At 71.8% G+C, this 26,351-nt stretch carries 18 protein-coding genes; 7 read left to right on the top strand and 11 right to left on the bottom strand.

What is annotated here, in order from left to right:
* Positions 1–187 precede the first annotated feature (187 nt).
* Positions 188–2,347, bottom strand: a complete 2,160-nt coding sequence (locus POL25_RS33070) for a bifunctional alpha,alpha-trehalose-phosphate synthase (UDP-forming)/trehalose-phosphatase (protein WP_272090295.1) — start codon at positions 2,345–2,347, stop codon at positions 188–190.
* Between POL25_RS33070 and POL25_RS33065 the strand changes: the two genes are divergently transcribed.
* The 3 genes from POL25_RS33065 to POL25_RS33055 are packed head-to-tail and all read left to right on the top strand — an operon-like array spanning position 2,346 to position 7,476.
* Positions 2,346–4,397, top strand: a complete 2,052-nt coding sequence (locus tag POL25_RS33065) for an alpha-1,4-glucan--maltose-1-phosphate maltosyltransferase (protein ID WP_276594456.1) — start codon at positions 2,346–2,348, stop codon at positions 4,395–4,397. The genes POL25_RS33070 and POL25_RS33065 overlap by 2 nt on opposite strands.
* Entirely contained in the window at positions 4,394–6,061 is a 1,668-nt protein-coding gene (gene treS, locus POL25_RS33060; protein WP_272090293.1) for a maltose alpha-D-glucosyltransferase, read from the top strand. Before POL25_RS33065 ends, treS begins: the two co-directional genes overlap by 4 nt.
* The gene (locus tag POL25_RS33055) at positions 6,058–7,476 is read left to right on the top strand and encodes a phosphotransferase (RefSeq protein ID WP_272090292.1); all 1,419 of its coding nucleotides are present in this window, start codon (positions 6,058–6,060) and stop codon (positions 7,474–7,476) included. Before treS ends, POL25_RS33055 begins: the two co-directional genes overlap by 4 nt.
* A 78-nt stretch (positions 7,477–7,554) precedes the next feature.
* Here the strand turns inward: POL25_RS33055 and POL25_RS33050 are convergent, their stop codons facing one another.
* Together POL25_RS33050 and POL25_RS33045 are read right to left on the bottom strand one after the other, a co-directional pair.
* Positions 7,555–8,184: a hypothetical protein gene (locus POL25_RS33050; protein WP_272090291.1), complete on the bottom strand. Its 630-nt coding sequence runs from the start codon at positions 8,182–8,184 to the stop codon at positions 7,555–7,557.
* Between the two features lie 47 nt (positions 8,185–8,231).
* The gene (locus POL25_RS33045) at positions 8,232–8,747 is read right to left on the bottom strand and encodes a hypothetical protein (RefSeq protein WP_272090290.1); all 516 of its coding nucleotides are present in this window, start codon (positions 8,745–8,747) and stop codon (positions 8,232–8,234) included.
* A 110-nt stretch (positions 8,748–8,857) separates the two neighbouring features.
* On the opposite strand from POL25_RS33045, the gene POL25_RS33040 reads away from it, so the two are divergent.
* On the top strand, positions 8,858–9,235 hold the full coding sequence (locus tag POL25_RS33040) for a hypothetical protein (protein WP_272090289.1): 378 nt from the start codon (positions 8,858–8,860) through the stop codon (positions 9,233–9,235).
* A gap of 93 nt (positions 9,236–9,328) precedes the next feature.
* Here the strand turns inward: POL25_RS33040 and POL25_RS44650 are convergent, their stop codons facing one another.
* The 7 genes from POL25_RS44650 to POL25_RS33005 all read right to left on the bottom strand — a co-directional run bounded on the left by POL25_RS44650 (position 9,329) and on the right by POL25_RS33005 (position 20,780).
* A complete protein-coding gene (locus tag POL25_RS44650; protein ID WP_272090288.1) occupies positions 9,329–10,798 on the bottom strand; it encodes an SIR2 family NAD-dependent protein deacylase in 1,470 nt (489 codons plus the stop codon).
* 355 nt (positions 10,799–11,153) lie between these two features.
* Positions 11,154–12,029: a CHASE3 domain-containing protein gene (locus tag POL25_RS33030; RefSeq protein WP_272090287.1), complete on the bottom strand. Its 876-nt coding sequence runs from the start codon at positions 12,027–12,029 to the stop codon at positions 11,154–11,156.
* Complete coding sequence (locus POL25_RS33025) at positions 12,026–12,745, bottom strand: response regulator (RefSeq protein WP_272090286.1); 720 nt, start codon at positions 12,743–12,745, stop codon at positions 12,026–12,028. The genes POL25_RS33030 and POL25_RS33025 overlap by 4 nt, the downstream gene beginning before the upstream one ends.
* Positions 12,742–15,486 (bottom strand): ATP-binding protein, encoded by a 2,745-nt coding sequence (locus POL25_RS33020; protein ID WP_272090285.1) that lies wholly within the window; start codon positions 15,484–15,486, stop codon positions 12,742–12,744. The genes POL25_RS33025 and POL25_RS33020 overlap by 4 nt, the downstream gene beginning before the upstream one ends.
* A complete protein-coding gene (locus POL25_RS33015; protein ID WP_272090284.1) occupies positions 15,483–17,513 on the bottom strand; it encodes an HAD-IC family P-type ATPase in 2,031 nt (676 codons plus the stop codon). Before POL25_RS33015 ends, POL25_RS33020 begins: the two co-directional genes overlap by 4 nt.
* Positions 17,514–17,747: 234 nt before the next feature.
* Positions 17,748–18,965, bottom strand: a complete 1,218-nt coding sequence (locus POL25_RS33010) for a sigma-70 family RNA polymerase sigma factor (protein WP_272090282.1) — start codon at positions 18,963–18,965, stop codon at positions 17,748–17,750.
* 456 nt (positions 18,966–19,421) lie between these two features.
* Positions 19,422–20,780 carry a hypothetical protein gene (locus POL25_RS33005; RefSeq protein ID WP_272090281.1) on the bottom strand — a complete coding sequence of 453 codons (1,359 nt, stop codon included), beginning with the start codon at positions 20,778–20,780 and terminating at the stop codon, positions 19,422–19,424.
* Positions 20,781–20,837: 57 nt separating this feature from the next.
* Between POL25_RS33005 and POL25_RS33000 the strand changes: the two genes are divergently transcribed.
* On the top strand, positions 20,838–21,572 hold the full coding sequence (locus POL25_RS33000) for a DNA alkylation repair protein (RefSeq protein WP_272090280.1): 735 nt from the start codon (positions 20,838–20,840) through the stop codon (positions 21,570–21,572).
* On the top strand, positions 21,569–21,943 hold the full coding sequence (locus tag POL25_RS32995; RefSeq protein ID WP_272090279.1) for a hypothetical protein: 375 nt from the start codon (positions 21,569–21,571) through the stop codon (positions 21,941–21,943). The genes POL25_RS33000 and POL25_RS32995 overlap by 4 nt, the downstream gene beginning before the upstream one ends.
* Before the next feature lie 111 nt (positions 21,944–22,054).
* On the opposite strand, the gene POL25_RS32990 is transcribed toward POL25_RS32995, so the two are convergent.
* On the bottom strand, positions 22,055–23,404 hold the full coding sequence (locus POL25_RS32990; protein WP_272090278.1) for a hypothetical protein: 1,350 nt from the start codon (positions 23,402–23,404) through the stop codon (positions 22,055–22,057).
* A gap of 538 nt (positions 23,405–23,942) precedes the next feature.
* Here POL25_RS32990 and POL25_RS32985 point away from each other — a divergent pair.
* On the top strand, positions 23,943–26,330 hold the full coding sequence (locus POL25_RS32985; protein WP_272090277.1) for a DUF1588 domain-containing protein: 2,388 nt from the start codon (positions 23,943–23,945) through the stop codon (positions 26,328–26,330).
* The last annotated feature ends 21 nt before the right edge of the window (positions 26,331–26,351 follow it).

Below are 26,351 nucleotides of genomic sequence, written 5' to 3'. Positions count from 1 at the left end.
GGTCGCGGGCGATCTCCTCGCGCCTCGTCGGCCCTCCCGGCCGCGGGTCGGCCCCCGCGGCGCCCCCGAGGTGGGCGGCGGGAGCGGCGGGCCGGCGCGGGAGGACATGTCCCCGGAGACATGTCGCGGGGGCCATCTCATGCCTCGGCGGCGAAAAATCTGTCCTTTCGGACAGCCGCGGCGCGGCTCATAGCTGTTCGGCGAGGGCGCGGAGCAGGGCGCGGGTGCCGGCGACGTCGCCGACGCGGTTCTTGGCCGAGGTGGTGCCGCCGCCGACCTTGACGGTGAACGCGCCCTCGGGGGCGGCGGCGAACATGTCCTCGTCGGTGCGGTCGTCGCCGACCGCGATCACCAGGTCGCTGGGGCGGAGGACCTCGTGGGCGATGAGGCCCTTGTGGACCCCGCGCGGGCGGACCTCGACGACCTTGTCGCCGATCAGGACCTCGAGCGGCGTGCCGACCAGCAGCTCGCGCAGGTGGAGGCGCAGCTCGCGGGCCTGGTGGGCGCCCTGCTCGCGCTCGGCCAGGCGGTAGTGCCAGGCCAGGCCGGCGGCCTTGAGCTCGACGTGGCTGCCGGGGGTGTTGGCGGACACGCGCTCGAGCGTGGCCAGGACCTTCTCGCGCATGTCCTCGGGCGCGGCGCCGCGGGCCCGCCACTGGTCGTCGATGCGCGAGTACATGCCGTGCTCGGCGTGCAGGTTGATGTGCAGGCCGCCGAGCCAGCGGTCGATGTCCTGCCACGGCCTGCCCGAAAGGACATGTGTCGAGAGACCTGTCTTTGTAGCCAGCTGCGCGAGCAGCCGCAGCAGCTCGGGGTCGGGCGCGGCGAGCTCGGGGCGGGGGGCGATCGGGACCAGGGTGCCGTCGTAGTCGAGCAGGAGGACCACGCGGCGGCCGGCGAGGACGGCGGACCGGGCGGCCTCGGCGACCTGGCCGACCGGCAGCAGCGGCGCCGGCTCGACCTGCACGGCGAGCTCGTCGTCGGCGAGCGCGGCCAGGAAGTCCTCGGTCCAGCGGTGGACGTCGAAGCGGAGCACGCGGGCGCGCAGGCCCGCCATCCGGCTGCGGCGCTCGCCCTCCGCCATGTCGATCGCCTGCTCGATCGCCTGGGCCATGCCGTCGACGTCGAACGGGTTGACCTGCAGCGCCTCGGGCATCTCCTCGGCGGCCCCGGCGAACTCGCTGAGCACCAGCACGCCGTCGCCGTCGGTCCGCGCGGCGGCGAACTCCTTGGCGACCAGGTTCATGCCGTCGCGCGTGGGCGTGACGAGCATGACCGAGGCGGCGCGGTAGAGGTCGATCAGCTGCTCCTGCGGGAAGCCGCGGTACATGTAGTGGATCGGCGCGTCGGTGAGGGTCGAGCAGCGGCCGTTGATGGCGCCGACCATCTCCTCGACGCGGCGGCGGTAGTCCTGATAGGCGGTGACGCTCTCGCGCGAGGGCACGGCGATCTGCAGCATGCGCAGCTTGCCGCGCAGGTCGGGGCGGCGCTGCAGCACGCGCTCGACGGCCGACAGGCGCCGACGGATGCCCTTGGTGTAGTCGAGGCGGTCGACGCCGAGCAGCAGGTGCTCGCCGGGCCGCGGGCGGAACGACTCGTCGCTCGGCTGCGTCGCGCCGGTGAAGGTCTCGGTGTCGATGCCCATCGGGAAGGCGCGGAAGCGGACCTTGCGCCCGGAGACCGACAGCTCGTCGACGACCGGCTCGTGGCCGAGCAGGCGCACCACCGCGGAGGCGAAGTTGCGGGCGTACGACGGCGTGTGAAAGCCGATGAGGTCGGCGCCGAGCATGCCCCGAAGGACATCTTCTCGCCACGGCAGCATGCGGAACACTTCGGAGGCGGGGAACGGGATGTGGAGGAAGAAGCCGATCCGGGCCCGGGGCAGCAGCTCGCGCAGCATGCCGGGCAGCAGCAGCAGCTGGTAGTCGTGCACCCAGATGGTGTCGCCGGGGCGGTACTGCGCGGCGACCGCGGCGGCGAACTTCTGGTTGACCTTGCGGTACATCTCCCAGCCGCCGGAGTGCACCGGGATGCGGTCGAGCAAGTAGTGGAAGACCGGCCACAGCACGCCGTTGGCGAACTCTTCGTAGTACAGGCGCAGCTCGTCGGCGGTCAGCTCGACCGGCAGCGTGCGCAGGGCCTGCAGCTCCTTCATCGCCGATGCGCGGGCCGCGTCGTCGAGCTGCGAGAGGTCGCCCGGCCAGCCGATCCACAGCCCTTGCGAGCGCTCGAAGGGTCCGCGCAGCCCGGTCGAGAGCCCGCCCATACTCGGGGTCACGATCGCCTCGCCCTGAGCGGCGCTCACGGTGACGGGCAAGCGGTTGGAGACGACGAGCAGGCGTGACATGGTCCCGAGTTTGCGCTTACATCCCCCGCGGGCAACTCGCCTCCCGACCTCCGCCGTGCCATCGAACGCCGTCCGCTCCCCATCCCGAACCCCTGAACGGATCATCATCGAGGCCGTGTCGCCGGCGCTCGACGACGGTCGTCACGCGATCAAGCGCGTCGTCGGCGACACGCTGGTGGTCGAGGCCGACATCTTCAAGGACGGCCACGACCGTCTGGCCGCGCAGGTGCGCTGGTGCGGCCCTGATGGCGCGTGGCACCACACGCCGCTCCGTTACGATTACGACAGCGACCGGTGGTTCGCTCGCATCGCGCTCGACCGCACCGGCGCGTGGGCGTTCGCCGTCGAGGCGTGGACCGATCGCTTCACGACCTGGCGCGTCGAGCTCGAGAAGAAGTTCGCCGCCGGGCAGGCGATCCACTCCGAGCTGCTCGAGGGTGCGGTGATGGTGGACGCCGCCGCGCGCGCCGCGGGCCAGGCCGACCGGAGCTTGCTCATGCGGCTCGCCGACGAATTACGCGACCCCGAGCGCGGGCCAGCCGAGCGAGCGGTCACGGCGCAGAACGCGGAGCTGCGCGCGCTGATGGCGCTGCACCTCGCACCCGACGACCGCACCGAGTTCCCGCGGGTGTTCCCGGTCCGGGTCGACCGCGCGCGGGCCCGCTTCGGCGGCTGGTACGAGTTCTTCCCGCGCTCGTGCGGCGAGCCGGGCGTGCACGGCCGCTTCGCCGACGCCGAGCGGGCGCTCTACCGCGTCGCCGCGATGGGCTTCGACGTGGTCTACCTGCCGCCGATCCACCCGATCGGCCTGGCCTCGCGCAAGGGCAAGAACAACAGCCTCACCGCGGAGGCCGGCGACGTCGGCAGCCCGTGGGCGATCGGCGGCGAGGCCGGGGGTCACACCGCGGTCGCGCCGGAGCTCGGCACGCTGGCCGAGTGGGACCGCTTCGCCCGCACGGCGAAGAGCCTCGGCCTCGAGATCGCCCTCGACTACGCGCTGCAGTGCTCGCCCGACCACCCGTGGCTGAAGGAGCACCCCGAGTGGTTCTTCGTCCGCCCCGACGGCACCATCAAGTACGCCGAGAACCCGCCGAAGAAGTACCAGGACATCTACCCGCTGGATTTCTGGTGCGAGGACCGCGAGGCGCTGTGGCAGGCGTGCAAGGACATCGTCCTGTTCTGGGTCGCGCACGGGGTGACGATCTTCCGCGTCGACAACCCGCACACCAAGGCGCTGGCGTTCTGGGAGTGGCTGATCGCCGAGGTCCAGCAGCAGCACCCCGACGTGCTGTTCCTGGCCGAGGCGTTCACCCGGCCCAAGCGCATGCGCTGGCTGGCCAAGGCCGGGTTCACGCAGTCGTACACGTACTTCACGTGGCGCACGACGGCCGAGGAGCTCAAGGAGTACTTCACCGAGCTGACGCAGGGGCCGATGAAGGAGTACTACCGCGGCAACTTCTTCATCAACACGCCGGACATCCTGCCCGAGCACCTGCAGAGGGGCGGGCTGCCGGCGTTCCGGATCCGCCTGCTGCTGGCGACCACGCTGGCGCCGACCTACGGCATCTACAGCGGCTACGAGCTCGGCGAGAACACGCCGCTGCGCGCCGGCTCGGAGGAGTACCTCGACTCGGAGAAGTACGAGCTGCGCCACCGCGACTACACGGTCGCCGGCAGCCTGGCCGCCGAGATCACCCAGCTCAACCGTGTGCGGCGCGAGCACCCGGCGCTGCAGCGCTACGACAACCTGACCTTCTACCCCTGCGACAACCCCAACATCCTCTTCTACCTCAAGCGCGCGCCGGGGCCAGTCGGCGACGTGCTGGTCACGATCAACTGTGACTGGTCGCAGGAGCAGGACGGGTGGGTCGAGGTGCCCCTCGAGGCCCTCGGGATCGCCGCCGACGAGCCCTACCTCGTCGAGGACCTGGTCAGCGGCGCGCGCTACGAGTGGAGAGGCAGCCGGAACTACGTTCGCCTCGATCCCGTGACACAACCCGGGCACCTGTTCCGACTGGTGCGCAATTACATCGACGTGGAGGTCACATGAGCGAAAACGAACCGCTCTGGTATAAGCACGCGATCATCTACCAGCTCCACGTCAAGTCGTTCCACGACAGCGACGGCGACGGATACGGTGACTTCCCGGGGCTGACCGCCAAGCTCGACTATTTGGCCGAGCTCGGGGTGACGTGCCTGTGGCTGCTGCCGTTCTACCCGTCGCCGCTCAAGGACGACGGCTACGACATCGCCGACTACGAGTCGATCAACCCGCGCTACGGGACGATGGAGGACTTCAAGCGCTTCCTCGCCGAGGCGCACCTGCGCGGGCTCAAGGTCATCACCGAGCTCGTCATCAACCACACGTCCGACCAGCACCCGTGGTTCCAGCGGGCTCGGCGGGCGCCCAAGGACTCGCCCGAGCGCGACCTCTATGTGTGGAGCGACGACCCGACCCGCTACGCCGGGGCGCGCATCATCTTCACCGACACCGAGAACTCGAACTGGGCCTGGGACCCGCTGGCCGGCCAGTTCTACTGGCACCGCTTCTTCAGCCACCAGCCCGACCTCAACTTCGACAACCCGACGGTGCGCAAGCTGCTGACCGACGTCATGCGCTTCTGGCTCGCGCTCGGGGTCGACGGCCTGCGCCTCGACGCGGTGCCGTACCTGTGCGAGCGCGAGGGCACCAGCTGCGAGAACCTGCCGGAGACCCACGCGGTGCTGCGAGAGATGCGGGCCGCGCTCGACGCCGAGTTCCCCGGGCGGGTGTTCCTCGCCGAGGCCAATCAATGGCCCGAGGACGTGCTGCCGTACTTCGGCACCGACGTCGAGCCGGAGTGCCACATGGCGTTCCACTTCCCGCTGATGCCGCGCATGTACATGGCGCTGCGCCGCGAGGACCGCACGCCGATCGTCGAGATCCTGGCGCGCACGCCCCCGATCCCCGAGAACTCGCAGTGGGCGATGTTCCTCCGCAACCACGACGAGCTGACGCTCGAGATGGTGACCGACGAGGAGCGCGACTACATGTACCGCGAGTACGCCCGCGACCCGCGGATGCGCATCAACATCGGCATCCGCCGCCGGCTGGCGCCGCTGATGGACAACGGCCGGCGGCAGATCGAGCTGATGAGCGCGCTGCTGATGGCGATGCCGGGCACGCCGATCATCTACTACGGCGACGAGCTCGGGATGGGCGACAACATCTTCCTCGGCGACCGCAACGGGGTGCGCACGCCGATGCAGTGGAGCGCCGACCGCAACGCCGGGTTCTCGCGGGCCGACAGCGCGGCCCTGTTCGCGCCGGTGTTGGTCGACCCGCCGTACAGCTTCTCGGACATCAACGTCGACGCGCAGGAGCGGACCGGGACGTCGCTGCTCCGCTGGATGCGCCGGCTGGTCCGCGTGCGCCGGCGCTTCCAGGCGTTCGGCGGCGGCAGCTTCGAGGCGCTCTACCCGGAGAACCGCGCGGTCCTGGCGTTCTTCCGCCGCATGGGCGACGAGCTGCTGCTGTGCGTGCACAACCTGTCGCGCTTCGCCCAGTTCGCCGAGCTCGACCTGCAGGCGCTCGACGGCTGGACCCCGGTCGAGCTGTGGAGCGACCGGCCGTTCCCCCGCATCGGCCAGCTGCCGTACCTGCTGACGATGTCGCCGCACGCGTTCTTCTGGTTCTCGCTGCAAGCGCCCGAGCGGGCCCCGGAGGGCCCGTGACGGCCAGCCCGGCGCTCGACCTGGCGGCCCTGGCCGGGCTGTCCTCCGAGACATGGCTGGGCTTCCTCGCCGGCCGCCGGTGGTTCCCCGCCGGCGCCCGCGCGGTCAAGCTGGTCGGCGCAGCCAAGCTCGGCGAAGACGCGGCGCTGTGCCTGCTGGCCGCCGAGGCCGAGCGGCCGTGGACCACGCAGGTGCTGCTGCGCGCGCAGATGTCGGAAGGGACAGGTCCTGAAGGACATGTCCCGAAGCGCAGCATCGAGCTCGGCGGCGGGGTCGAATTGGTGGAGGCCAGCGACGCGCCCGAGGCGCTGCTGGCCCTCGCGGCCGGCCTGCGCGACGGCGCGAGCTTCGCAGGTCAGAGTGCGCGCTGGACCGCGCGCGCGTCGGCGGGCCTGAAGGACGCGGCGGCGCCGACGAGCGTGCGGCTGATCGGCGGCGAGCAGAGCAACACCGCGGCGGTGCTCGGCGAAGCCGGGGTGTTCAAGCTGTTCCGCCGCATCGAGGTCGGCCGCCACCCGGAGCTCGAGCTCGGCCGCTTCCTCACCGCGCGCGGCTTCCCGCACGCGCCGCCGCTGCTGGCCGAGCTGACGGTCGACACAGGCGAGGGCGCAGCCGCAGCCGGGGTGCTGCACGGGTTTTTGCCCGGGCGCGTCGACGGCTGGGCCCACGCGCTCGCCTGCGCCGACATGACCGGCCCGGCGCGAGCGCTCGGGGCGGCGACGCGGGCGATGCACGAGGCGCTGACGACCGACGACGAGGCGAGCGGGATGGCGACGCGGGCGATCGTGCAGGCCGACCGGGCCCGCTGGGTGGTGGGCCTGCGCCAGACCGCCGCGGCGGCGCTCGGACGCCTGGGCCAGCGCTACCGCGGGCTGCAGCCGGAGCTGCGCGCGCTGGCGGAGGTGGTGGCGACCCGCAGCGAGGCGCTGCTGGCCGACGCGGAGGAGCGCCTGCGCACGGCGGCCGGGGTGCAGATCCGGATCCACGGCGATTACCACCTGGGCCAGACGCTCTACGATCCGGAGTCCGGGGCGTGGTCGATCCTCGATTTCGAGGGCGAGCCGACCCGCCCGCTGGCCGAACGCAGCCTGCGCCAGCTGCCGCTGCGCGACGTCGCCGGTATGCTGCGCTCGTTCGCCTACGCCGGCATGGTCGGCAAGGGCGGCCCGGCCTGGGAAGCGGCGACTTCAGCGGCGTTTTTGGCCGGCTACGACGCGGCGGCGACGCCCGGCTCGCCGCTGCCCGCGGCCCGCGAGTCGCCGCTGCTGCGCGCGTGTGTGATCGAGCGCAGCTTCCACGAGCTGGCCTACGAGCTCGACTACCGCCCGGACTTCACGTGGGTGCCGCTGCAGTCGCTGGTGGCGCTGAGCGAAGCAGTGCCGCTGCCGGCGTGGCCGCGGGCTTCGCAATTCTGAGATTTTTTGTAATGTACTTCGGGGCATGTCCGAAGGGGCATGCTCCGAAGTGCAGGCGACTGCGCCCTCGCCGCGGGTTCAGGCGCCGATCGGGGTCAGGGTCCAGTCCGTGTGCTGCAGCGTCGAGAGCCGGGCGCGCAGCTCCTCGGCGATCGCGTCGACTGTGGCCAGCGGCAGGTCGCCCTCCACGGTCATCTGCAGCGCGTACGATTCATGGACGAAGCGCACGACCACGCTGGCGACGACGATGCGCACGACGTTGAACGGGCCGTCTGCCTCCGGCAGCGCCTCGTGAGCCACCGAGGGGCGAAACAGCCGCGCGACGAGGTCGAGGTCGGGGACGACGCCGAGGTCCCGCTCCAGCTTCTCGAGCAGCGCGCCGAGCTCCGGGACCAGGCTGGTCCCGCGCATCCACTGGGCCTCCTGCAGGTCACTCAGGCAATTGCGCTGACCGTCGGCGCGCCGCAGCTCCCGCCGCGGCCATCGCCGCTCGGTCAGTCGCTGCCATCGCCAGGTGGAGAGATCGAGCCGCCAGTCGTCGATGTTCTCGTGGGACGCGTGGTGTTCGTCGAGGCGTTTGCCGCGCGATACGACGATGGTGCGACCCTCATCGGCGAGCACGGCGCTGTGACCGTAAATCCACCCCGGCGTGGCGCCCGTGGTCGCGATCTCCGTGATTGCGAGATCGGCGAGGTCGAGGCCATACACCGGGGTGCAGTTTAGGGTTTGCTGCGGCGGGAGATCGAGGTTGCCGATCAGGATGATGCGGCGGCGGCCCTCGCTTTCGACGAGCGTCGCCGAGTGGCGTCGCGCGGGTAACCGAAGATCTCGCAGCGATCGTCGGGGTGGCGGACGACCACGTCGTTGTAGCGGTGAAATCCAGGGTCGGACGGATCTTCGTGGACGCCGGCGACGTAGATCGTGCGACCGTCGGGCAGCTCGGTGGCGCTCTGGCCGAAGCGGTCGAAGCACCAGCACGGGCCCTCGGGCTCCTGAGCGGCGAATCGACGGTCGGCTTCCCAGGCTTTGAGTCGCGCGTGCACCAGCCATGACCAAACGGGGTTGCTCAAAGGCTCGGGGTTGGCGGCGCCGAACCGGGGCGAACGCCACTCGAAGAATTGCTCGCGGTTCACTGGCGGCGCGGGCTCGGCTTCTTCGCCGAACTCATCGTCGGCGCTGGACATGGCGATATCCTCGATCGCGTTCTTAGCAAGAAACTCGGCGAGGCGGGTGCGGGGCGAGCCCTTCGGCGGGAGCGCCTGCTGGAGCACAGCCGCGTCAGGACAGGTTTCATCGCGCTCGTTCGCCGTTCGACCCGCGTGCTAGCGAGGAGAATCCGCTTGACCGTGCCGGCGGGGTGCGGTCTCGTCCTCGCACCCCCATGCCCGTCAAGTTGATCGTCGCGCTCGTACTCCTCGCCCTCGCCACGGTGATGCAGGTCATGCACATCACGGGGGGCAACTACACCATCCCGAATTACGTCAACCTCGCGCTCAAGCTGTTCTTGGTGGTCGGCCTCGTGCGCGGCAGCGAGGGCGCGCGGTCGCTGGCGGTGGTGGTCGGCGTGCTCAACATTTTGGTGGGCATGCTCGCGGTGTTCACGGTCGGCGCGCTCATCACTCACCTGCCGCTGGTGGTGCAGCTGCAGCTGATCACGCCGCTGGTGTTCGGCGCCTATCTGCTGTGGTGCATGAGCCAGGAGGACGTCAAGGCCTGGCTGTACCGGCGGGCGTTCGCCGGGGTCGCCGAGAGCGAGTAACGTGCATAGCATGGCGTAATGGACATGTCTGGACGGGCATGTCCTTCAGCGCATGTCCATTAAAAGCATGCCCTCGGGGGCATGCGCTCGCACTCACGCTGGTGTCGTCGTCGCCAGCAGGCGCGTGACGAGCTGGCGCAGGCCCGCGTGGTCCGGCGTGTACATATAAAAGATCGGGTCGATCTTGAACTTCTGCCGCAGGCGGCGGCGGACCAGCGTCGGGTCGTGCGTGCGGGGGTCGAGGGCCATGAACGCGTAGTGCAGCGGCTCGCTGACGCGGACCCGCGCCATCGTGTTGCGGAACACCCCCATCACGTCGAGGTCGCTGAACGAGAAGCCGACGAACAGGAACGCGTGGGCGGTGAACAGCGCCGACAGCAGCGCCTCGCTCGCGGTCTCCCGGCAGTAGCGCTCCTGGTAGTCGCTCTCGGTCAGGACGACGTGGGCCGGGTCGTTGTAGAGCCCGTGCACGTGCACGTAGCGGCGGCGCTCGCCGCGGCGGCGGGCCGCGCGGAGGAAGGACTCGACGTCCGACGCGTTCTTCCAGTCGGTCGGCAGCGGCAGCTCGCCCGGGTGCGCCTGCGCGTGGGCCCGCTCGAGCAGCGTGTCGTAGTTGGTCGTGAGCACGTGCGCGACCGGCAGGCGGACCAGGTCGAGGTGCAGCGGGCCGCACCTGCCGGCGTCGTCGTCGAACTGCTCGCGGATGAAGCGGCCGTAGTCCTCGCCGAGCAGAGAGCGGTAGTGCTCGGCGCGCATGAGCATGTCGTCCTCGCGGGCCACCCACGCCATCGTGCGGGCGATCTCGGACGGCAGCGCGTGGCGCATGCGATCGATCAGCGTGCCCCAGTCGGGGTAGCCGCCGGGGATCGACGCACCGGCGCCGATGAACCCGAGCATGTCGGTCCGCTGGATCTCCCGGACCAATCGCGTGAACGCGGCCTCGTTGTCGCGGCCGACGACGCTGTCCGCCTTGAGGTAGTCGCCGTCGCGGATCTCCCTCGCCTCGAGGTGCTGGCGGATCAGCCGCAGGACCGCCTCCGCGGCCTCGCCTGCCGGTCGATCGAGGGCGGCGAACTCGCTCGCGGTGACGCCGAGGTTGGCGGCGCGATCGAACTTGTCGCGGATGTCGCCGAAGGCCCGCCGCGCGTCGCCCTCGGTGGCCGGCAGCGGCAGCACGAGCTTGTTGGCCCGCCGCGCGTGCTTGTACACGAGGTACGTGCCGCCGCGCCCGGCCAGCAGGATCACGACGTCGGCCCGGTCGACGGCGACGAGGTACTCCTCGGCGTCCTGCTCGACGTCGATCGACTCGCCGTCCTCGACCGACGGGGTGCGCCCGCGCTGCAGCACCTGCTTGAAGCGGTCTCGCGGGTCTCGCCGGGTGGCGCGCAGCTCGGCGACGAACGCGGCCCCGAGCGCACGGTCGACGCCGGCCCAGCCGCAGGAGATGACGCCGCAGTCGGCCCGCGCCAGGGCCACGCCGAGCTGGTGGGCCACGGTCTCGAGCTCGGCGGGCAGCGGGTCGGTGCCGGTGCCCGCGATCATGATCCAGGGGATGTTCGTCACCATGCCCACGATAGCCGGTCGCCCGGGCGGGGCACGACGCGCGCGACGACGACGGCGCCGCGAATGCGAGCACCGGCGGGCGCGGGAACGGTCGGCGTCAGCTCGCTGCGCGTACGCCCGCGCCAGCTCGGAGCGCTGTCAGCTCGCTCGCGCCGGTTCGGAGCGCCGTCAGCTCGTTGGCGCGGGCGGGCGCGCCAGCTCGGAGCGCCGTCAGCTCGTTCGCGCGGGCGGGCGCGCCAGCTCGGAGCGCCATCATCTCGCTCGCGCCGGCTCGGGGCGCCGTCAGCTCGCTCGCGCCAGCTCGGAGCGCCGTCAGCTCGCTCGCGCGGGCGCTCGCGCCAGCTCGGCGCGGGCGTCAGCTCGCTCGCGCGGGCGCCCGCGCCAGCTCGAGCTCGTCGCGCGCGGCCCGGAAGCGGGCCTGCAGCTCGCGGCTGTGGGCGGCGACCTCGGCGGCCAGGGCTTCGGCCGAGCGTCGGGCGGCGCGCTCGCTGGCCTCGCTGTGGCGGCGCATCACCAGGGCCCTGGCGTAGACGCCCTCCATGCGGCGGATCGATCGGCGCAGCGCCGAGGTCGTGAGGCCGACGAGCGCCAGGGCGACCGCCAGCCCGGCCGCGATCGCGGCCAGCGACCAACTGCTCGCCTGGTCGGCGCCGGTGCGCCCGTGCTCGGCGTCGACCAATTGGCGCACGAGCTGGCGGACCGCCTCGAGCTGGGCCGCGCGCGCGGCCAGCCGCGACGGCTCGCCCGGGAGCACCGGTGCGCCGGCGCGCGGGCCTGTCGGCGTCATGCCGGTGGCCGCGACCCAGCGCCCGTAGGCGGCCGCCAGCGCGGCGGTGCGGGCCTCCTGCGCGCGGTCGCCGGCCGTCAGCTCGGCCAGGCGGCGCAGCGCCGGTGGGACCATCGCGCGGCCGCTGTGCAGCGGCGGCAAGAATTTATCCTCGCCCCCGATCGCGAAGCCGCGCAGCGCGGCCTCCTGGTCGAGCACCAGCCGCTGGACGTGGTGGGCCTCGGCGACGACGGTGCGCGCGCGGGCGGCCTCGGCCTCGTCCCCGGCGGCGACCGCCAGCGCGGCGCCGAGCAGCCCGCACAGCAGCAACATCGCCGCCAGCGGCACCCCCAGGGCTCGCAGCATCAGTCGGCGCAGGCGCGGCGTCGGCAGCTCGTCGGCCACGGCCGGCAGCGCCTGCGAGGTGTCCAGCAGCGCGACTGGGCGGTCGCGCCGGCGGTTCACGCGGCGCCCCCGGCGATGTCGTCCTCGGAGCGCAGGCGGTAGCCGACGCCCGGCTCGGTGGTCAGGTAGCGCGGCCGGGCCGGGTCGCCCTCGAGCTTCTGCCGCAGCTGGGCCATGTAGACCCGGAGGTAGTGCGTCTGGCTGACCGCCTGCGGGCCCCAGACTTCTTTGAGCAGCTGCTTGTGGGTCACGACCTTGCCGGCGTACTTGAGCAGGGTGGTGAGCAGCTTGTACTCGTGCGGCGTGAGGTGGACCGGCTTGCCGGCGCGCGTGACCAGCCGGCGCGCCAGGTCGACGGTGACCTCGCCGAGCGACACGATCGGCTCCTCGGTCGGCGTGCGCTCGGCGACCCGCCGCAGCGCCACCCGGATCCGCGCCAGCAGCTCGCTGGTGCCGAACGGCTTGGTCAGGTAGTCGTCGGCCCCGGCGTCGAGCGCCTGCACCTTGTCGCGCTCCTGGCCGCGGGCCGACAGGACGATGATCGGCACACGGGTCCACTCGCGCAGCCGCGAGGTGACGTCGAGCCCGTCGCCGTCGGGCAAGCCGAGGTCGAGCAGGACGATGTCCGGGTTGTGCTCGGTGGCCCGCTGCAGCCCCTCGGCGGCCGTCTCGGCCTCGACCAGGCGGTAGTTCTGGGCGACCAGCGCCGCCCGCAGGAACCGCCGCAACGGTGCTTCGTCCTCGACGATGAGTACCAATGGCCCCTGTTCGCTCATGTCGTCGTCTCCGCCTCCAGGCCCGACGCCTGCTGCAGCAGGATCTTCGCCGTGTTGTGTAGCATGCCCGAGGGGCCGCTCATCGACGCGAGCGAGGTGTCGGGGGCGGGTTCCGGCGGGCCGGCGCCGATCGGCAGGCTGATCCGGAACACGGCCCCGCCGCCCGCCCGGTTCTCCGCCGTGATTTCACCGCCGTGGGCCGCGGCGATCGCCCGGCAGATCGCCAGCCCGAGCCCGAACCCCTGGGTCTTGGCCTTGCTGCCGCGCACGAACTTCTCGAAGATCGTCTCCTCCTCGCCGGCCGGCAGCCCCGGGCCGCGGTCCGCCACCTCGACCATCACCCGCCCGGCCTGCACCCGCGCCACCAACCGCATCGGGCTGCCCGCCGGGGTGTGCTTGCAGGCGTTCTCCAGCAGGTTCAGGATCAGCTGCTCGAACAGCACCTCGTCGAGCGCCAGCAGCGGCAGATCGGGCTGCAGCGTGACCTGGACCTCGCGCCCGGCCAGGCGGCGGTCGAGCCGGGCCAGGGCCGAGCCGATCGGGTCCTCGAGCGCGACCCAGTCGGTCCGCAGCGCGACCGAGCCGGCCTCGAGCCGGGTCATGTCGAGCAGGTTGCCGACCAGCCGCCCGAGCCGCTCGGCCTCCTCATAGATGGTCTGCAGCAGGTCGCGGCGAGTCTCGAAGGCGATCGCGTCGCCGCTGTCGAGCATCGCGCTGGCGGCCCCGGTGATCGACGCCAGCGGCGTGCGCAGGTCGTGGCTGACCGACGAAAGCAGCGAGCCGCGCAGCTCCTCCTCGCGCGCGCGGACCTCGGCGACCTGGGCCTCCTCGGCCAGGCGGACCCGCTGCAGCGCGAGGGCGACCGGCCCGGTCATGGCGTCGAGAAGCTGGCGCTCGGCCGGGCTGGCCAGCTTGTCGGGGTCGTCGGGGGCGACCCCGAGCACGCCGATCGTGCGCCCGGCGGCGGTCAGCGGCAGGTACAGCGCCTGCGCGGCCTTCAGCGTCTCGGTCCCGCGCCCGGCCGGCCCGTGCTCGAAGGCCCAGCGGGCCACGCCCTCCTCGCGCGCGTCGGTCGTCAGCTCGACGTCAGTCCCCGCCACCGGCGCGAGCTCGCCGTCGTGCCCGTGCAGGAGGATGACGGTCCGCGCGGACATGGTCTTTTTGACGTGGCGGATCGCGCACTCGGCGATGTCGACCTCGCTGCGCAGCTGCGACAGCTCGCGGCTCAGCAGGTACAGCGCCGTCAGCCGCCGCTCGTCGACGCGGGCCGCCTCGGCCTGGCGGCGGCTGAGCTCGGTCAGGCCCGAGACCCACAGCGCCAGCACCAGCATGCCGAGGTAGATCGCCGCCCGCTGCAGGTCGTCGATGGGGTCCAGGTCGAGGTCGAGCCGCAGCGAAGTCTCGACCGCAAGGATGCTGAGCAGCGCCGCCCCGAGCGCCGGGCCGCGACCGAGCCGCGAGCCGACCAGGGCGATGCCGACCAGCAGCAGCACGATCACGTAGAACAGCGGCAGGTGCAGCAGCCGCGTCGCGGCGATGGTGGCCACCGTCAGCGCGGCCCAGAAGTAGGCGGCGATGCGGATCGGCGAGCGCAGGGCGGGCACCGGCGTCACCTCGTGCGGGGCGATGTCGCCGGCGATCACGTGGACGTCGAGGTCGCCCGAGCCGCGCACCAGCGCGTCGACCAGCGAGCCGCGCAGGATGTCGCGCCAGCGGTGCTGCAGCGGCTTGCCGATGATGAGGCGGGTGGCGCCGCGGGCCCGGGCGAAGCCGAGGATCTCGCGGTCGATGCGGGCGCCGCTGATGTGGACGACCTCGGCCCCGAGCTGCTCGGCGAGGCGCAAGGTCTCGCCGACCTGGGCCCGCGCCGACTCGCCGGCCAGCGCCAGCCGCGGGGTCTCGACGTACAGCGCCAACCACTCGGCGCGCAGCCCGGTGGCCATGCGGAAGGCGGCGCGGATCAGCCGCGGCCCCAGGGAGCTCGGGTCGACGCACACGAGGATGCGCTCGGAAGTCGGCCCCGCGCCGAGCCGCGGCGCGCTGCGGTAGATCAGGTTCTCTCGACCTGTCCGTTGCGACATGCGCCGCAGCGCCAGCTCGCGCAGCGCCAGCAGGCTGTTCTTGCGGTACATCGCCGCGGCCGCGCGGGCGTCCTGCTCGGGGATGTTGACCTTGCCGTCCTGCAGGCGCGTCAGCACCTCCTTGGCCGGCGGGTCGATGAACTCGACGTGGTCGGCGCGCTCGAACATCGCGTCGGGCACCGGGTCGCGGACCCGCATCGAGGTGATCTGCTGGACCACGTCGTGCTGGCTCTCGAGCTGCTGCACGCACAGGGTCGACATCACGTCGACGCCGGCGGCCAGCAGGTCGATGACGTCGTGCCAGCGCTGGTTGTGGCGCGAGCCGGCGGCGTTGACGTGCCCGAGGTCGTCGACGACGACGAGGCTCGGCCGGCGCACCAGCGCGGCGTCGAGGTGGAACTCCTCGATGACCTTGCCGCGGGTCTCGACGGTGCGCGACGGCAGGCGCTCGAGCCCGACCAGCAGGTCGGCGACCTCGGGCCGCCCGTGGGTGTCGACCGCGCCGACGATCACGTCGACGCCCTGCCGACGCAGCCGCTGGGCCGCCTCGAGCATGGCGTAGGTCTTGCCGACCCCGGGCGCCGCCCCGAAATACAGCGTCATCCGCCCGCGCCGCGGGTCGGCGACGCTCCTCTCCTCGATAGGGTGGATCAGGCTCATAGGTCTGGCGCGAAGGCGGCGAACAGCAACAGATCGAGCGACTTGACGGCCGCCAGGGTGAACACGACGCCGATGATGGCGGCGCCCAGGCGACTGCGCGCGGGGCCCCGCCAGCGCAGCGCCAGCGGCGCCACGGCGGCCAGGGTGAGGGTGTGGACCACGAGCCCGGCCAGCACCGCGCTGCGCGGCGAGTGCAGCGCCAGCGGGTCGAGCCGCGAGAGTCCTTCGGGACATGTCCCGAGAGATATTTGATCGGCGCCGCGGACCATCGCCTCGGAGATCACGAGCGGCACCAGCACCAGCGCCAGCGCGAGGTCGCTGGCCAGGCACCAGGCGGCGAGCATGCGGCCGATGGCGCGCTGGTCGCGGCCGAGCTCGACGGCCTCGATCAGCTTGGTCGGGTCGCCGTCGAGGTCGACCAGGCCGCCGGCCTCGCGCGCCGCCAGCGGCCCGGCGTTGGTCGCCACCGCCACGTCGGCCTGGGCCATCGCCGGGCCGTCATGGTTGCCGTCGCCGACCATCGCGACCTTGCGGCCCGCGGCCTGGTGGCGGCGGATCAGCGCCAGCTTGGCCTCCGGCGTCGCCTCGGCCAGGAAATCGTCGACCCCCGCCTCGGCCGCCAGCGTCGCCGCGGCCGCCGGCGTGTCGGCCGTCGCCATCACCGTGAACACCCCGGCGCGTCGCAGCCGCGCCAGCGCCTCGCGCATGCGGCTGCGCAGCCGCACCACCCCGAGCATGCGCGGTCCGTCGGCCACGCCGATCGCCACGCCGCCGTCGCCGGCGACCGCCTGCACCGCGGCGCGGAACTCGTCCGGCGGCTCGACGCTGCTGTGCTCGCGCACGAACTGGCGGATCGCGTCGGCGTCGCCCTTGCGCAGGTGACGGCCCGGCAGGTCGACGCCGGTCAGCCGCCCCGGGCCCGTGCCCGCCAGGAAGCGCGCCTGCTGCAGGCCCGACGGCACCAGCCCGTAGCGGCGCTCGGCCAGCGCGACGATGCTGCGGCCCTCGGGCGTCTCGTCGGCCAGGCTGGCCAGGAACGCCACGCCGGCCAGCTCCTCGATCGCGACCCCCGGCATCGGGATCAGCTCGTCGGCCTCGCAATTGCCGCGGACCGCCACGCTCGCGCGCTCGAGCAGGAGCACGTCGACCTGGCCCAGCGCGCGCACCACCGCGGCCGAGCCGGTCACCACGTTGCTGCGCAGCAGCCGGCGGAAGCCCGCCACGTCGAGCGCCGACTGCAGCCCGGCGAAGCTCGCCGGCACCGCGCAGGCCAGCAGCGCCAGGAGGTTGACCAGCGGCGCCGGGTCGCCCGCGAGCAGCAGCGCCGCCCACGGCTGCAGCGCCGCGCCGGCGGCCAGGCCCGTGGCCGTCAGCGCCAGCAGCAGCACCGCCAGGCCCTGCGGCTCCTGACGCGCGACCAATCGGGCCCGCTCGGCCAGCGCCAGCAGTCGCTGACGAAAGTCCTCGCCCGGGTTGCTCCACACGTCGACGATCAGCCACCCGCTCAGCACCGCCGAGCCGGCCACCAGCGCGCGCCGGTCGGCCCCGCTCTCGCGCACCAGCGGCACCGAGCGCCCGCTCAGGGTGCTGCGAATGACCGCGCTGCCGGCCACCACCACGCCGTCGGCGGGGATGTTGTCGCCCGCGGGCACGTGCACCAGATCGCCGCGGCGCAGCCGCGACGCCGGGATCACCTCGGCCTGCGCGTCGCGCCGCAGCTCTCGCAGCCGCCGCGCCATCAGGTCGCCGTCGTGCTGCAGGCGAATCACCAGGGTGTTCGCCGCCATTCGTACGAGCACGCCGGCGACCGCCATCACCGCCCCCATCACCCAGATCCACGCGGCCGTCGCCACCGTGAACGCGTCGGGGCGGAGCAGCGCCAGCATCGTCGTCAGCGCCGCCGCCAGGCCGACGCCGAGCAGCAGCGGGCGGCGCACGACCTCTCGTGGGTCGAGCTCGCGCAACGCGTCGAGCAGCGTCGGGCGGACGACGGGGCGGCGCGCGGGGGGTTGGTTGCGGGTGGTCACGAGTGTTCGGAGAAGGACGCCGGGGCCGGACGCGAGCGGCGGCGCAGTTCAGGAATACGCGAAGTCGACCGATCGTGCCGCAGACTCGGGGCCGCGGGCCAGGGGGTCCGGGCACCCGGGCCGACGCGGCGCGCCGCCCTGCATCGGCGACGGCGCGGCGGGCCTCCGCCCGAATCAATGTTCCGAGTCGCAAGCGGTCGCCTGCGCGGCTCGCTCACCGGCCGCGGGCCCCAATCAGAGCAGCGCACGCTTCTCGAACTCGCTGCGCAGCTTGCTCAGCGCTTGCTCTTGCAGCTGACGGATCCGCTCGCGCGACAGCGAGTAGCGCTCGCCGATCTCCTTGAGCGTCATCTCCGGCTCGTCGTCCATGCCGACGCGCTTGCGCAGGATGTCGGCCTCGATCGGCGCCAGGGTCGCAAACGCCTCCTGCAGCCCTTCCATCAGCAGGGCGCTGTCGATCTGCTCCGACGGCAGGATCTGATTGTCGTCTTCGATGGTATCGAGGATCGTCAGGCCCGACTCGTCGGACAGCGGTTGGTCGAGGCTGATCGGCGCCTCGACCAAAGCCCAGCGCATGCGACGGATCCGCTCGACGCTGACGCCGGTGAGCGTCGCGATCTCCTCGTCGGTCGGGCGCCGACCGTGCAGCGCCTCGAACTCGCGGCGGGCCCGCTTGACCTTGTTGTAGGCGTCGGTCATGTGCACCGGCAGGCGCACGCTGCGGGCCTTGTCGGTGATCGAGCGGCTGATCGCGTGGCGGATCCACCACGAGCCGTAGGTCGAGAAGCGGAAGCCCTTGCGGTGGTCGAACCGGTCGACCGCCTTCATCAGGCCGATGTTGCCCTCCTGGATGAGGTCCTGCAGCGGCATCGACCCGTGATTGAAGCGGCGGGCGATCGTCACCACCAGGCGCAGGTTGGCCTTGACGAACGCGTTCTTGGCGGCGACCAGCGCGACGTGGTTGGCGCGGACCGTGGTGAGGTATTGAAGGAAGGGCACGCTGCCCTTGCGCGGCAGCTTCACGCGCATGCTCAGGCCCTCGTTGGTGCCCTGCTCGACCTCGGCCAGGTCCGAAAGGATACGGTCCGACACCAGGCTGTCGACGTCGGCGAGGCCCATCCTCTCCGACAGCGCCTCACGGCCGGCCTCGAACGCCTTTTGATGGCTGAGCAGGTCGCGGTCGCGCAGCGCCCTCGAGGTGCGCTTCATCGTCTCGAGCGCCTCGACCGGGCTCACCTCCGCGGGCAGCACCTCGCGGGCGAGGTCGCAGATACCGTCGATGAAGGGCGGATAATTCAGGATCGATCGCCAAAAGGTGGCGCGCAGGCTGGAGATCCGCACCGCGGCGGCCAGCTCCTCGTCCTTGTTCATCACCTCGACCGCCGATAGGCCGCGGAAATAGGCGGCGAGCAGGCCCTGCGCGTCGTTCACCTCGGGAGGGATGGTCGGCAAGACGGTTTCTTCGAGTTCGGCCGGACGCGTGGTCTCCTCGGCGGTAGCCGCGCTACGGCGTCGACGAGGGACGGTGGGTCGGGCAAACGCGACGGTCGAAGCGTGTCGATTCATGGCGCAGCATTTCCTTGAAAGAGAGGGTGGTCCGGCCCACAATTGCGATGACGCGGTCGGGACTGGATGCCGACCGAAAAATCATCGGCCGACGGCGAACTCGACGCCTTCAAGACTAAGGGCACCGATGATCAAGTGGGTATCAGGACTTCGAGACCTGACCTCAAGAACCTATCAATATCGGTGTTATGCTCGCAGAACGGCCCTTGCGAGCCCGTGATGCCCATTCCACGGTGATCGCGACCACGCCGGCGCCGCGACATCGCGCGCCGTTTTTGATGCGAGAGGGTGTCGTTTCCGCGGTGCGCCTCGAGGTCGTATCGCACCACCCACGAATGAGCTTCACGCGCCCTTGGCCCGCGCGCGCAGCTCCTGCGCCACACCCTCGACGAGCCGCAACCACGATACGAACACCGTCACGCCGATCACGAGCGCGACGAGGCCGAGCCCGAACAGCGCTCCGGGGGCGCGAATCAGAGTCTGGCCGAATAGTCGCAGCAGGACGAAGCCGCCGGCGGTGACGCCGGCCAGCGCGACCGCCAGCGCGGTGGCCCGCCGCTGCAGCGCCGGCGCCCCCAGGGCGAGCGCCGCCCGCCGCAACGAGGCGAGCAACGCCAGCGCGCCGACCAGCGCGACCAGCTGACCGCCGACGCCGACGTACTTCAACATGTCGGCGTACACCAGCGTCTCCGACCGCGGCGCGAACGCGTCGTCGCCGTCAGGCCACACCAGCCGCGCGTAGACCACCAGCGTCAGGATCTCGACCGCCGCCCCCACGCCCATCGCCAGCAGCGCGACCCGCAGCGCGCCGCGGCCGACGTCGACCGGCGCGTCGGCGTAGCGGGTCAGCCCCGCGACCTGGGCGATCAGCGTCGGCAGCGGCAGGACCAGCACCGCGAACAGCAGCTTGCCGCGGGCCGTCGGCGAGGTGAAGCCGAACGCCAGAGTGACGACGACGCCGACCGCGACGATGGTGACGCGGGCGACCAGGGCGCGGAAGTAGAGGTCGAGGCCCGCCGCGGCCGCGGTGAGCCGCGCAGCGGGCGGCCCGTCCGGCGCGAGGCGAGCGAATCCCAGCAGCGCCGCCATGATCGCGCCGCACTCGGCGGCGTCGAGCGCGAGCCGCAACACGCCGAGGCGCACGAGGCCCTCGTGGCCGTCGCCCCAGTCGAGGTCGATCGCGCCGGAGAGCAGCACCAGCCGCAGCCCGAAGATCGACGCGGCGATCGACAACGCAGGCCCGACGCCGCGGCCCAGGGCCCGCCGCGCCCGCCACAGCCCCGCCAGCAACAGGCCGACGCCGAGCCGGTCGAGCACGACCGTCAGCGGGAGCAGCGTGCCCGGCAGCGCGTCGGCGCCGACCCTCCGCTGCATCATCAGCAGCGCCACCAGCGAGATCGCCGTGGCCGCACCTGACCCGAGGAACATGGCCCTCGCGCCAGCATCGGCCGAGCCCCGGCGCAGCCGCAGCAGGCCGATCACGAGGATCCCCACGAGCAAGGCGCGCAGCGGCAGGTCGGCGCCGTCGAACCACTGCAGCCAGCGGTACCAGTCGAACTCCGGCCGCGGCCTGTCCGGGTCGAGCAGCACCAGCGGCACGATGTGCCGCGCGGCGCTGAAGACGAGGTCGGTGGCGAGCACGACGAGCAGCGCCCAGGCGCCGGCGCGGGCGGCGTGAGCCGAGGGGACAGGCGTCGACATCGCCGCGAGTATACCGGCTTGACGCCCCCCCGGCGCAGTTGCGACCCTCGGACGCGCGTGACCACAGCCCGTGATGTCCTCCGCGAGCTCGAGGCCCTCGGCAGCGAGCAAACCCGCAAGACCTGGCGCCGCCACGAGGTGCCCGAGCCGATGTTCGGGGTCAAGTACGGCGACCTCGGCAAGCTGCAAAAGCGCCTCGGCCGCGACCAGGCGCTGGCAGAGGCGCTGTGGCAGTCCGGCAACCACGACGCCCGCGTGCTGGCGGCGATGATCGCCGAGCCCGCCGCGTTCGACGTGGCGATGCTGCGCCGCTGGCAGGCCGAGACGACCTGCTACGTGCAGACCGACGCCCTGATCACCCACGTCGGCGCGCGGATGGCCGCGGCCGCGACGGCGGTGGTGCCGTGGCTCGACGCGACGACGGAGTCGCAGCGCCGCGCCGGCTGGGTGCTGGTGGCCCACCTGGCCCGTGAATCCAACGACCTCGCGGACAGCTTCTTCGCCGACCTGCTGCCCCGCATCGAGCGCGAGATCCACGGCGCCCCCAACCGCACGCGCGAGGCGATGAACGGGACGCTGATCGCCATCGGCACCCGCAGCGACGCGCTGGCCCGCCTGGCGACGGCCGCGGCCCGCACGATCGGCCCGGTGGAGATCGATCACGGCGACACGGACTGCAAGACGTTCGACGCGGTGGCGTACATCGCCAAGGGGCGCGAGCACCGGGCCAAGCAGGAAGCGAAAGCGAAGCCGAAGCCGGCCGCGAAGCCGCGCAAGCGCGACGCGCAATGACCTCACGCGACGAGATCATCATGGACAGAGCCGCCGCGCGCAGCTGGATCTCGCAATGCGGCTACCCCGGCTGGCTGGCCCTGGTCGACGAGGTCTATGATCGCCTGCCACCCGGGCTGCAGATCCGTCAGGCCTATCAAAAATGGGCCGAGCTGCGCTTCGACGTCGATGTCGACGACGCGGCGTTCGAAGCATTCCTGGTCGAGATCGCCGACCGCAGCGCGACAATTTGTGGGGTCTGCGGCGGGGCAGGGCGCCGGCAGACGGTCGAAGGCTGGGATGAGACGATCTGCGACCCCTGCAGCGCGCGGGCGGAGACCCGGATCGACGGACCGCCGGACCCCGACGAGGACGCGCGCCGCGGCCGGTGAGGGTCGATATTCACACATGGCCCGAAGGACATGTTCAGCAGGGACACGTGAATCGGCGCGCTGGCCGAGAGCACCGCGCGCCGGGTCCGGCGAATCACAGGACCGGGGGCCTCACGGCGCCGGCCACGGCGTCCACTGCGGGTCGGGCCAGCGGAACGGGTTGCCCTCGGCGTCGGCGTTGGCGAAATGGTTGCTGCAGCCGCCCACGTTCTGCGGCTCGCCGAGCAGCGTCCAGAACGACCCGCACACCTGGTCCGAGATGAACGCGCGGCACTCCTCCATGCTGTGCTGCCCGCTCGCCGGATCGTTGTAGTAGCCGCGCACGAAGTCCCACGCCAACTGCTGCAGGTCGGCCGCCGGCCCCGCGGGCACGCCCTGCGGCACCGGGGCGCCGACCGGCGAGCTGCGGAACACCGCCGCGTGGGTCACCAGCGCCGCGTAATAGGCCCCGAGCGGCGTCAGGTGCACGTTGTCGTTGAAGATCTGGTCCAGCTTCTGATTCATCGCACCGTCGATCCCGGCCACCTCGTCGGCCAGCACCGCCTCGACCAGGTGCACCAGCGCCGCGCCGACCGGCAGCGTCCGCAGGCGGTCGGGCCGGCCTTCGGCCTCGAGCGTGTGATTGACCTTGGTCGCCACGCACTCCCACGCGAACAGGGCGTTCTTCTCGTGCACGATCCAGCCCTCCGGGGCCGACTTGTCGATGTCGAGCCAGCTGTGATAGAGCAGGGTCTGCCCGGCCGGATTGCCGTCGATCAGGCGATCGTGGTAGTGGCGGAGCAGCCCCGTGGTGTCCTCCCACTGGATCGTGCCGAGGATGTCGTGCCGCTCGGTAATCACCAGAGTGTCGTATTGCTCGCCGGGCCCGAGGGTCTGCGGCGCCGCCAGCTCGGCGATGACGTCCATGCCGTCGCCCTCGCGGTTCTTGCCGGTCCGGTAGCCGGGCCAGTCGAGGTTGTCCCAGCTGTTGCCGAGCGTGCGCACGCGGATCGGTGAGCCGATCCCGATCTGCTGGTTGTAGTCGAGGTCGACGCCGACCCCCGCCGCGATCTCGAGCATGAAGTCGGCCAGCGGGTTGTCGGTGAGGCTGTGACCCGAGAGGAACACGCGGGCGTAGTCGCGCTCGGCCCAGCCCGGATCGACCGGCTCGCCGGTGGTGTCGCTGGTGCCGGTGGTGTCGCTGGTGTCGCTGGTGTCGCTGGTGGTGACGGGCGGATCGGTCGTCGTCGTGCCGCCGGTGCCGGTGGTCGGGTCGCCGGTGGTCGGCGCGCTGGTGGCGTCGGAGCCGGCGCTCGTCGGGCCCGCGGTCTCGCTGCCGCCGGTCGACGCGTCGCCGGTCGCGCTGGTGGCGGCGTCCGTGGTCGTGGCGGACCCGCCGTCAGGGCAGGCGGTGAGCAGCGAGGCCAGCGCGAGGCCGGCGGTGAGGCGCAGCGAAGGAGGAGAAGCAAAGGCGCGAGGCATGGCGGCGACGGTATCGGACCCGGCGGTCACCCCGCAACCGGCCGGAGGCGCGAACCAGCGCCCCCGTCGCGCTCGGAGGAATCCATCGACATGTCTTTCGAGACATATAAACATTGGCGCCGGGCGACTGGCCCTCGGGCACGCGCCCACGCCAGTCCCAGGCCCACAGACGCCGCTGCTCGCGCGTAGGCAGCCGGATCGCGGAGTCGAGCGAGCGCGGAGCGCGGTGAACGTGACACGCCTGTCGCGAGCGCCGCGCGAAGTCCACTTCACCGGGATCGGTCGATCACCTGACGCTGCGATTGCGCGGGGTCGGCGAACCTCGCGGGCACGCCCCAGCCCGCAGATGCGCGCGCGGGCGACGAATCGGCCGTCGGCGGGCCGTTCGAGCGGGATGGGTCCGCGTGCGCGCGCGCGATCGCATACAGACCTGCATCCGCGGCCGTCCCCGCTCCCGAGGCCCGGTCGGGTTTATGCGGCTTGTATGCGGCGAGCTCGGCGGTCTACCTTGCGATGCACGGGTGGAGGCGCGAACGCGATGGTCGAGAACACGCGGCTGAGCCGGCGAATGGTCTATCTGCCTCTCGGGGCAGCTCTCTTCGCGTTCGGGTGTTATGCCCCGGACGCTCAGGTCGAAACCGAAGGAGGGCCCGGGACCTCCGGGTCCGAGGGCACGTCGTCGACGACCGACGGCGGGGCGCCGACCACGGACTCGCCGACGACGTCCGCCGGCACCGGGACCACCGGCGAGCCGAACGGCGACTGTTATTCGACCCGCGATTTCTTCGCCGACAAGGTGTGGTCGAAGGGCATGGGCACGCTGTGCGTGCAGTGCCACGAACCGACCGGCTCGGCCGCGGCGAAGGGCGCCAAGTTCCGCCTGCTCACGCCGGTCTACCCCGGCTTCATCGAGGCCAACCTGGCCAACATCCAGGGCCTGGCCGGCTACGAGTTCGAGGACACCCCGCTGCTGCTCGCCAAGCCGAGCGGCGTCGTCGAGCACGGCGGCGGCGCGGTGCTGCCGGCCGACAGTGAGCTCTACAAGAACATCGAGTCGCTGCTCGAGCAGCTCGACGACCCGATCGAGTGTCCGCCGCCGTCGGCCGGCGAGAGCTTCCCGGACGTGATCCTGCTCGACCCGGTCGAGACGCTGCGCAAGGCGTCGCTGCAGCTCGTCGGCCGCCTGCCGCTCGCGGACGAGGTCGCCGCGGTCGAGGCCGACGGCGAGGCCGCGCTCATGGATGTGCTCGAGGACATGATGACGGAGGACGCGTTCTACGCCCGCCTCACCGAGCTGTTCAACGACACCTTCCTGACGGACATGTACTACGGCGGCGGCTCGCTCAACAACATCAACGCCGGCACGCCCGACTGGCCGAACGTGGCCAAGTACTTCGACAAGATGACGCCGATGCCCGAGGACCAGAAGACGCGGATCCACCGCGCCGTGGCCCGCGAGCCGCTCGACCTCATCAACTACATCGTCCGCAACGACCGGCCCTTCACCGAGGTCCTGACGGCCGACTACACCGTCTTCACGCCCGACTCGGCCTTCATCTACGGCGTCGCCGCCCGCTTCGAGGACCCGAACGACCCGACCGAGCTCAAGCCCGGCGTCCTCAAGGTCACCCGCAACGGCAAGGAGATGACCTACCCGCACGCCGGCATCCTGACCTCGCCGATGTGGCTGAACCGGTTCCCGACCACGCCGACGAATCGCAACCGCCACCGCGCGCGCAAGGTCTACGACCAGTTCCTGGCCACCGACGTGCTCGCGCTGGCCAGCCAGGCCATCGACCCCGACGCCGGGGCCGCGTTCGCCAACCCGACGCGCGACGACCCGACCTGCGCCCAGTGTCACATCACGATCGACCCGATCGCCGGGGCGTTCCAGATGTTCGACCGCAACAACCAGGAGTTCCTGCTCGAGAAGCCGACCTGGTTCCCCGAGATGTTCGCGCCCGGCTATCAGTTCGAGCTGATGCCGACCGACCAGTCGGCCACCGGCGTGCAGTGGCTGGCGCAGAAGGTCGCCCACGACCCGCGCTTCAGCCTGTCGGCGACCTACAAGATGTTCCAGGCGCTGACCGGCGAGGAGGCCGCGCGCTACCCGACCAACGCCGCCGCGCCCGACTACGCCCAGCAGATGGCCGCGTGGGAGACCCAGGACACCTTCATGCGCGCGGTCGCGGCCGAGTTCGTGGCCGACGACCACAACCTGAAGACGATCCTCGTCAAGCTGATCCTGAGCCCGTACTACCGCGGCGTGCAGGTCGCCAACCAGCCGAGCGAGGCGCATAAGGCCGAGCTCGCGCACGTCGGCACCGGCCGCCTGTCGACCCCGGAGCAGCTGGCGCGGAAGGTGATCGCGACCACCGGCGTGCGCTGGGGCGGCACCGGCGACCTGCTGAACGGCGAGTTCAAGCTGCTCTACGGCGGCATCGACTCGAACACGATCGTCCAGCGGCTGACGAGCGTCAATCAGCTGATGGCGAGCGTGGCCCAGCGCATGGCGGTCGAGGTCGCGTGCACCGCGACGGCGTTCGACTTCAGCAAGCCGCTCGAGTCGCGCGTGCTGTTCCCGCTGGTCGAGGCGACCGACTCGCCCGACTTCAAGGCGGCGGACATCAAGGCCAACATCCAGTACCTGCACGCGCGGATCCTCGGCGAGGAGCTGGCGATCGACGATCCGGAGATCGAGCGCACCTACGATCTCTACCGCGAGACGTGGCTGGCGGGCGCGCAGAACATCGCCGACGCGCTCGAGGGCAAGGGCCTGGGGCCGTGCGGCGCGACCAAGGACCCGAACACCGGGATGGCGCTGCCCGACGAGCAGAAGCTGACCGCCGACGACGACTACACCATCCGCGCCTGGCAGGCCGTGATCGCCTACCTGCTGTCGGACTTCGCCTTCCTCTACGAGTGAGCCCACCCCCGCGAGATCGGA

The sequence above is a fragment of the Nannocystis bainbridge genome (assembly GCF_028368995.1).
GTDB classification, from domain to species: domain Bacteria; phylum Myxococcota_A; class Polyangia; order Nannocystales; family Nannocystaceae; genus Nannocystis; species Nannocystis bainbridge.
The sequence above is the reverse complement of the archived record's forward strand: the minus strand, read 5'-3'. Positions and strand labels throughout refer to the sequence as shown.

What these genes read in the sequence shown, in the direction of transcription:
- POL25_RS32995 (WP_272090279.1), top strand. Translation starts at nt 21,569, where the DNA reads ATGACCTCACGCGACGAGATCATCATGGACAGAGCCGCCGCGCGCAGC.
- POL25_RS32985 (WP_272090277.1), top strand. Translation starts at nt 23,943, where the DNA reads ATGGTCGAGAACACGCGGCTGAGCCGGCGAATGGTCTATCTGCCTCTC.
- POL25_RS33020 (WP_272090285.1), bottom strand. Translation starts at nt 15,486, where the DNA reads ATGAGCCTGATCCACCCTATCGAGGAGAGGAGCGTCGCCGACCCGCGG.
- POL25_RS33070 (WP_272090295.1), bottom strand. Translation starts at nt 2,347, where the DNA reads ATGTCACGCCTGCTCGTCGTCTCCAACCGCTTGCCCGTCACCGTGAGC.
- POL25_RS33005 (WP_272090281.1), bottom strand. Translation starts at nt 20,780, where the DNA reads ATGTCGACGCCTGTCCCCTCGGCTCACGCCGCCCGCGCCGGCGCCTGG.
- POL25_RS33065 (WP_276594456.1), top strand. Translation starts at nt 2,346, where the DNA reads ATGGTCCCGAGTTTGCGCTTACATCCCCCGCGGGCAACTCGCCTCCCG.
- POL25_RS33040 (WP_272090289.1), top strand. Translation starts at nt 8,858, where the DNA reads ATGCCCGTCAAGTTGATCGTCGCGCTCGTACTCCTCGCCCTCGCCACG.
- POL25_RS33025 (WP_272090286.1), bottom strand. Translation starts at nt 12,745, where the DNA reads ATGAGCGAACAGGGGCCATTGGTACTCATCGTCGAGGACGAAGCACCG.
- POL25_RS32990 (WP_272090278.1), bottom strand. Translation starts at nt 23,404, where the DNA reads ATGCCTCGCGCCTTTGCTTCTCCTCCTTCGCTGCGCCTCACCGCCGGC.
- treS (WP_272090293.1), top strand. Translation starts at nt 4,394, where the DNA reads ATGAGCGAAAACGAACCGCTCTGGTATAAGCACGCGATCATCTACCAG.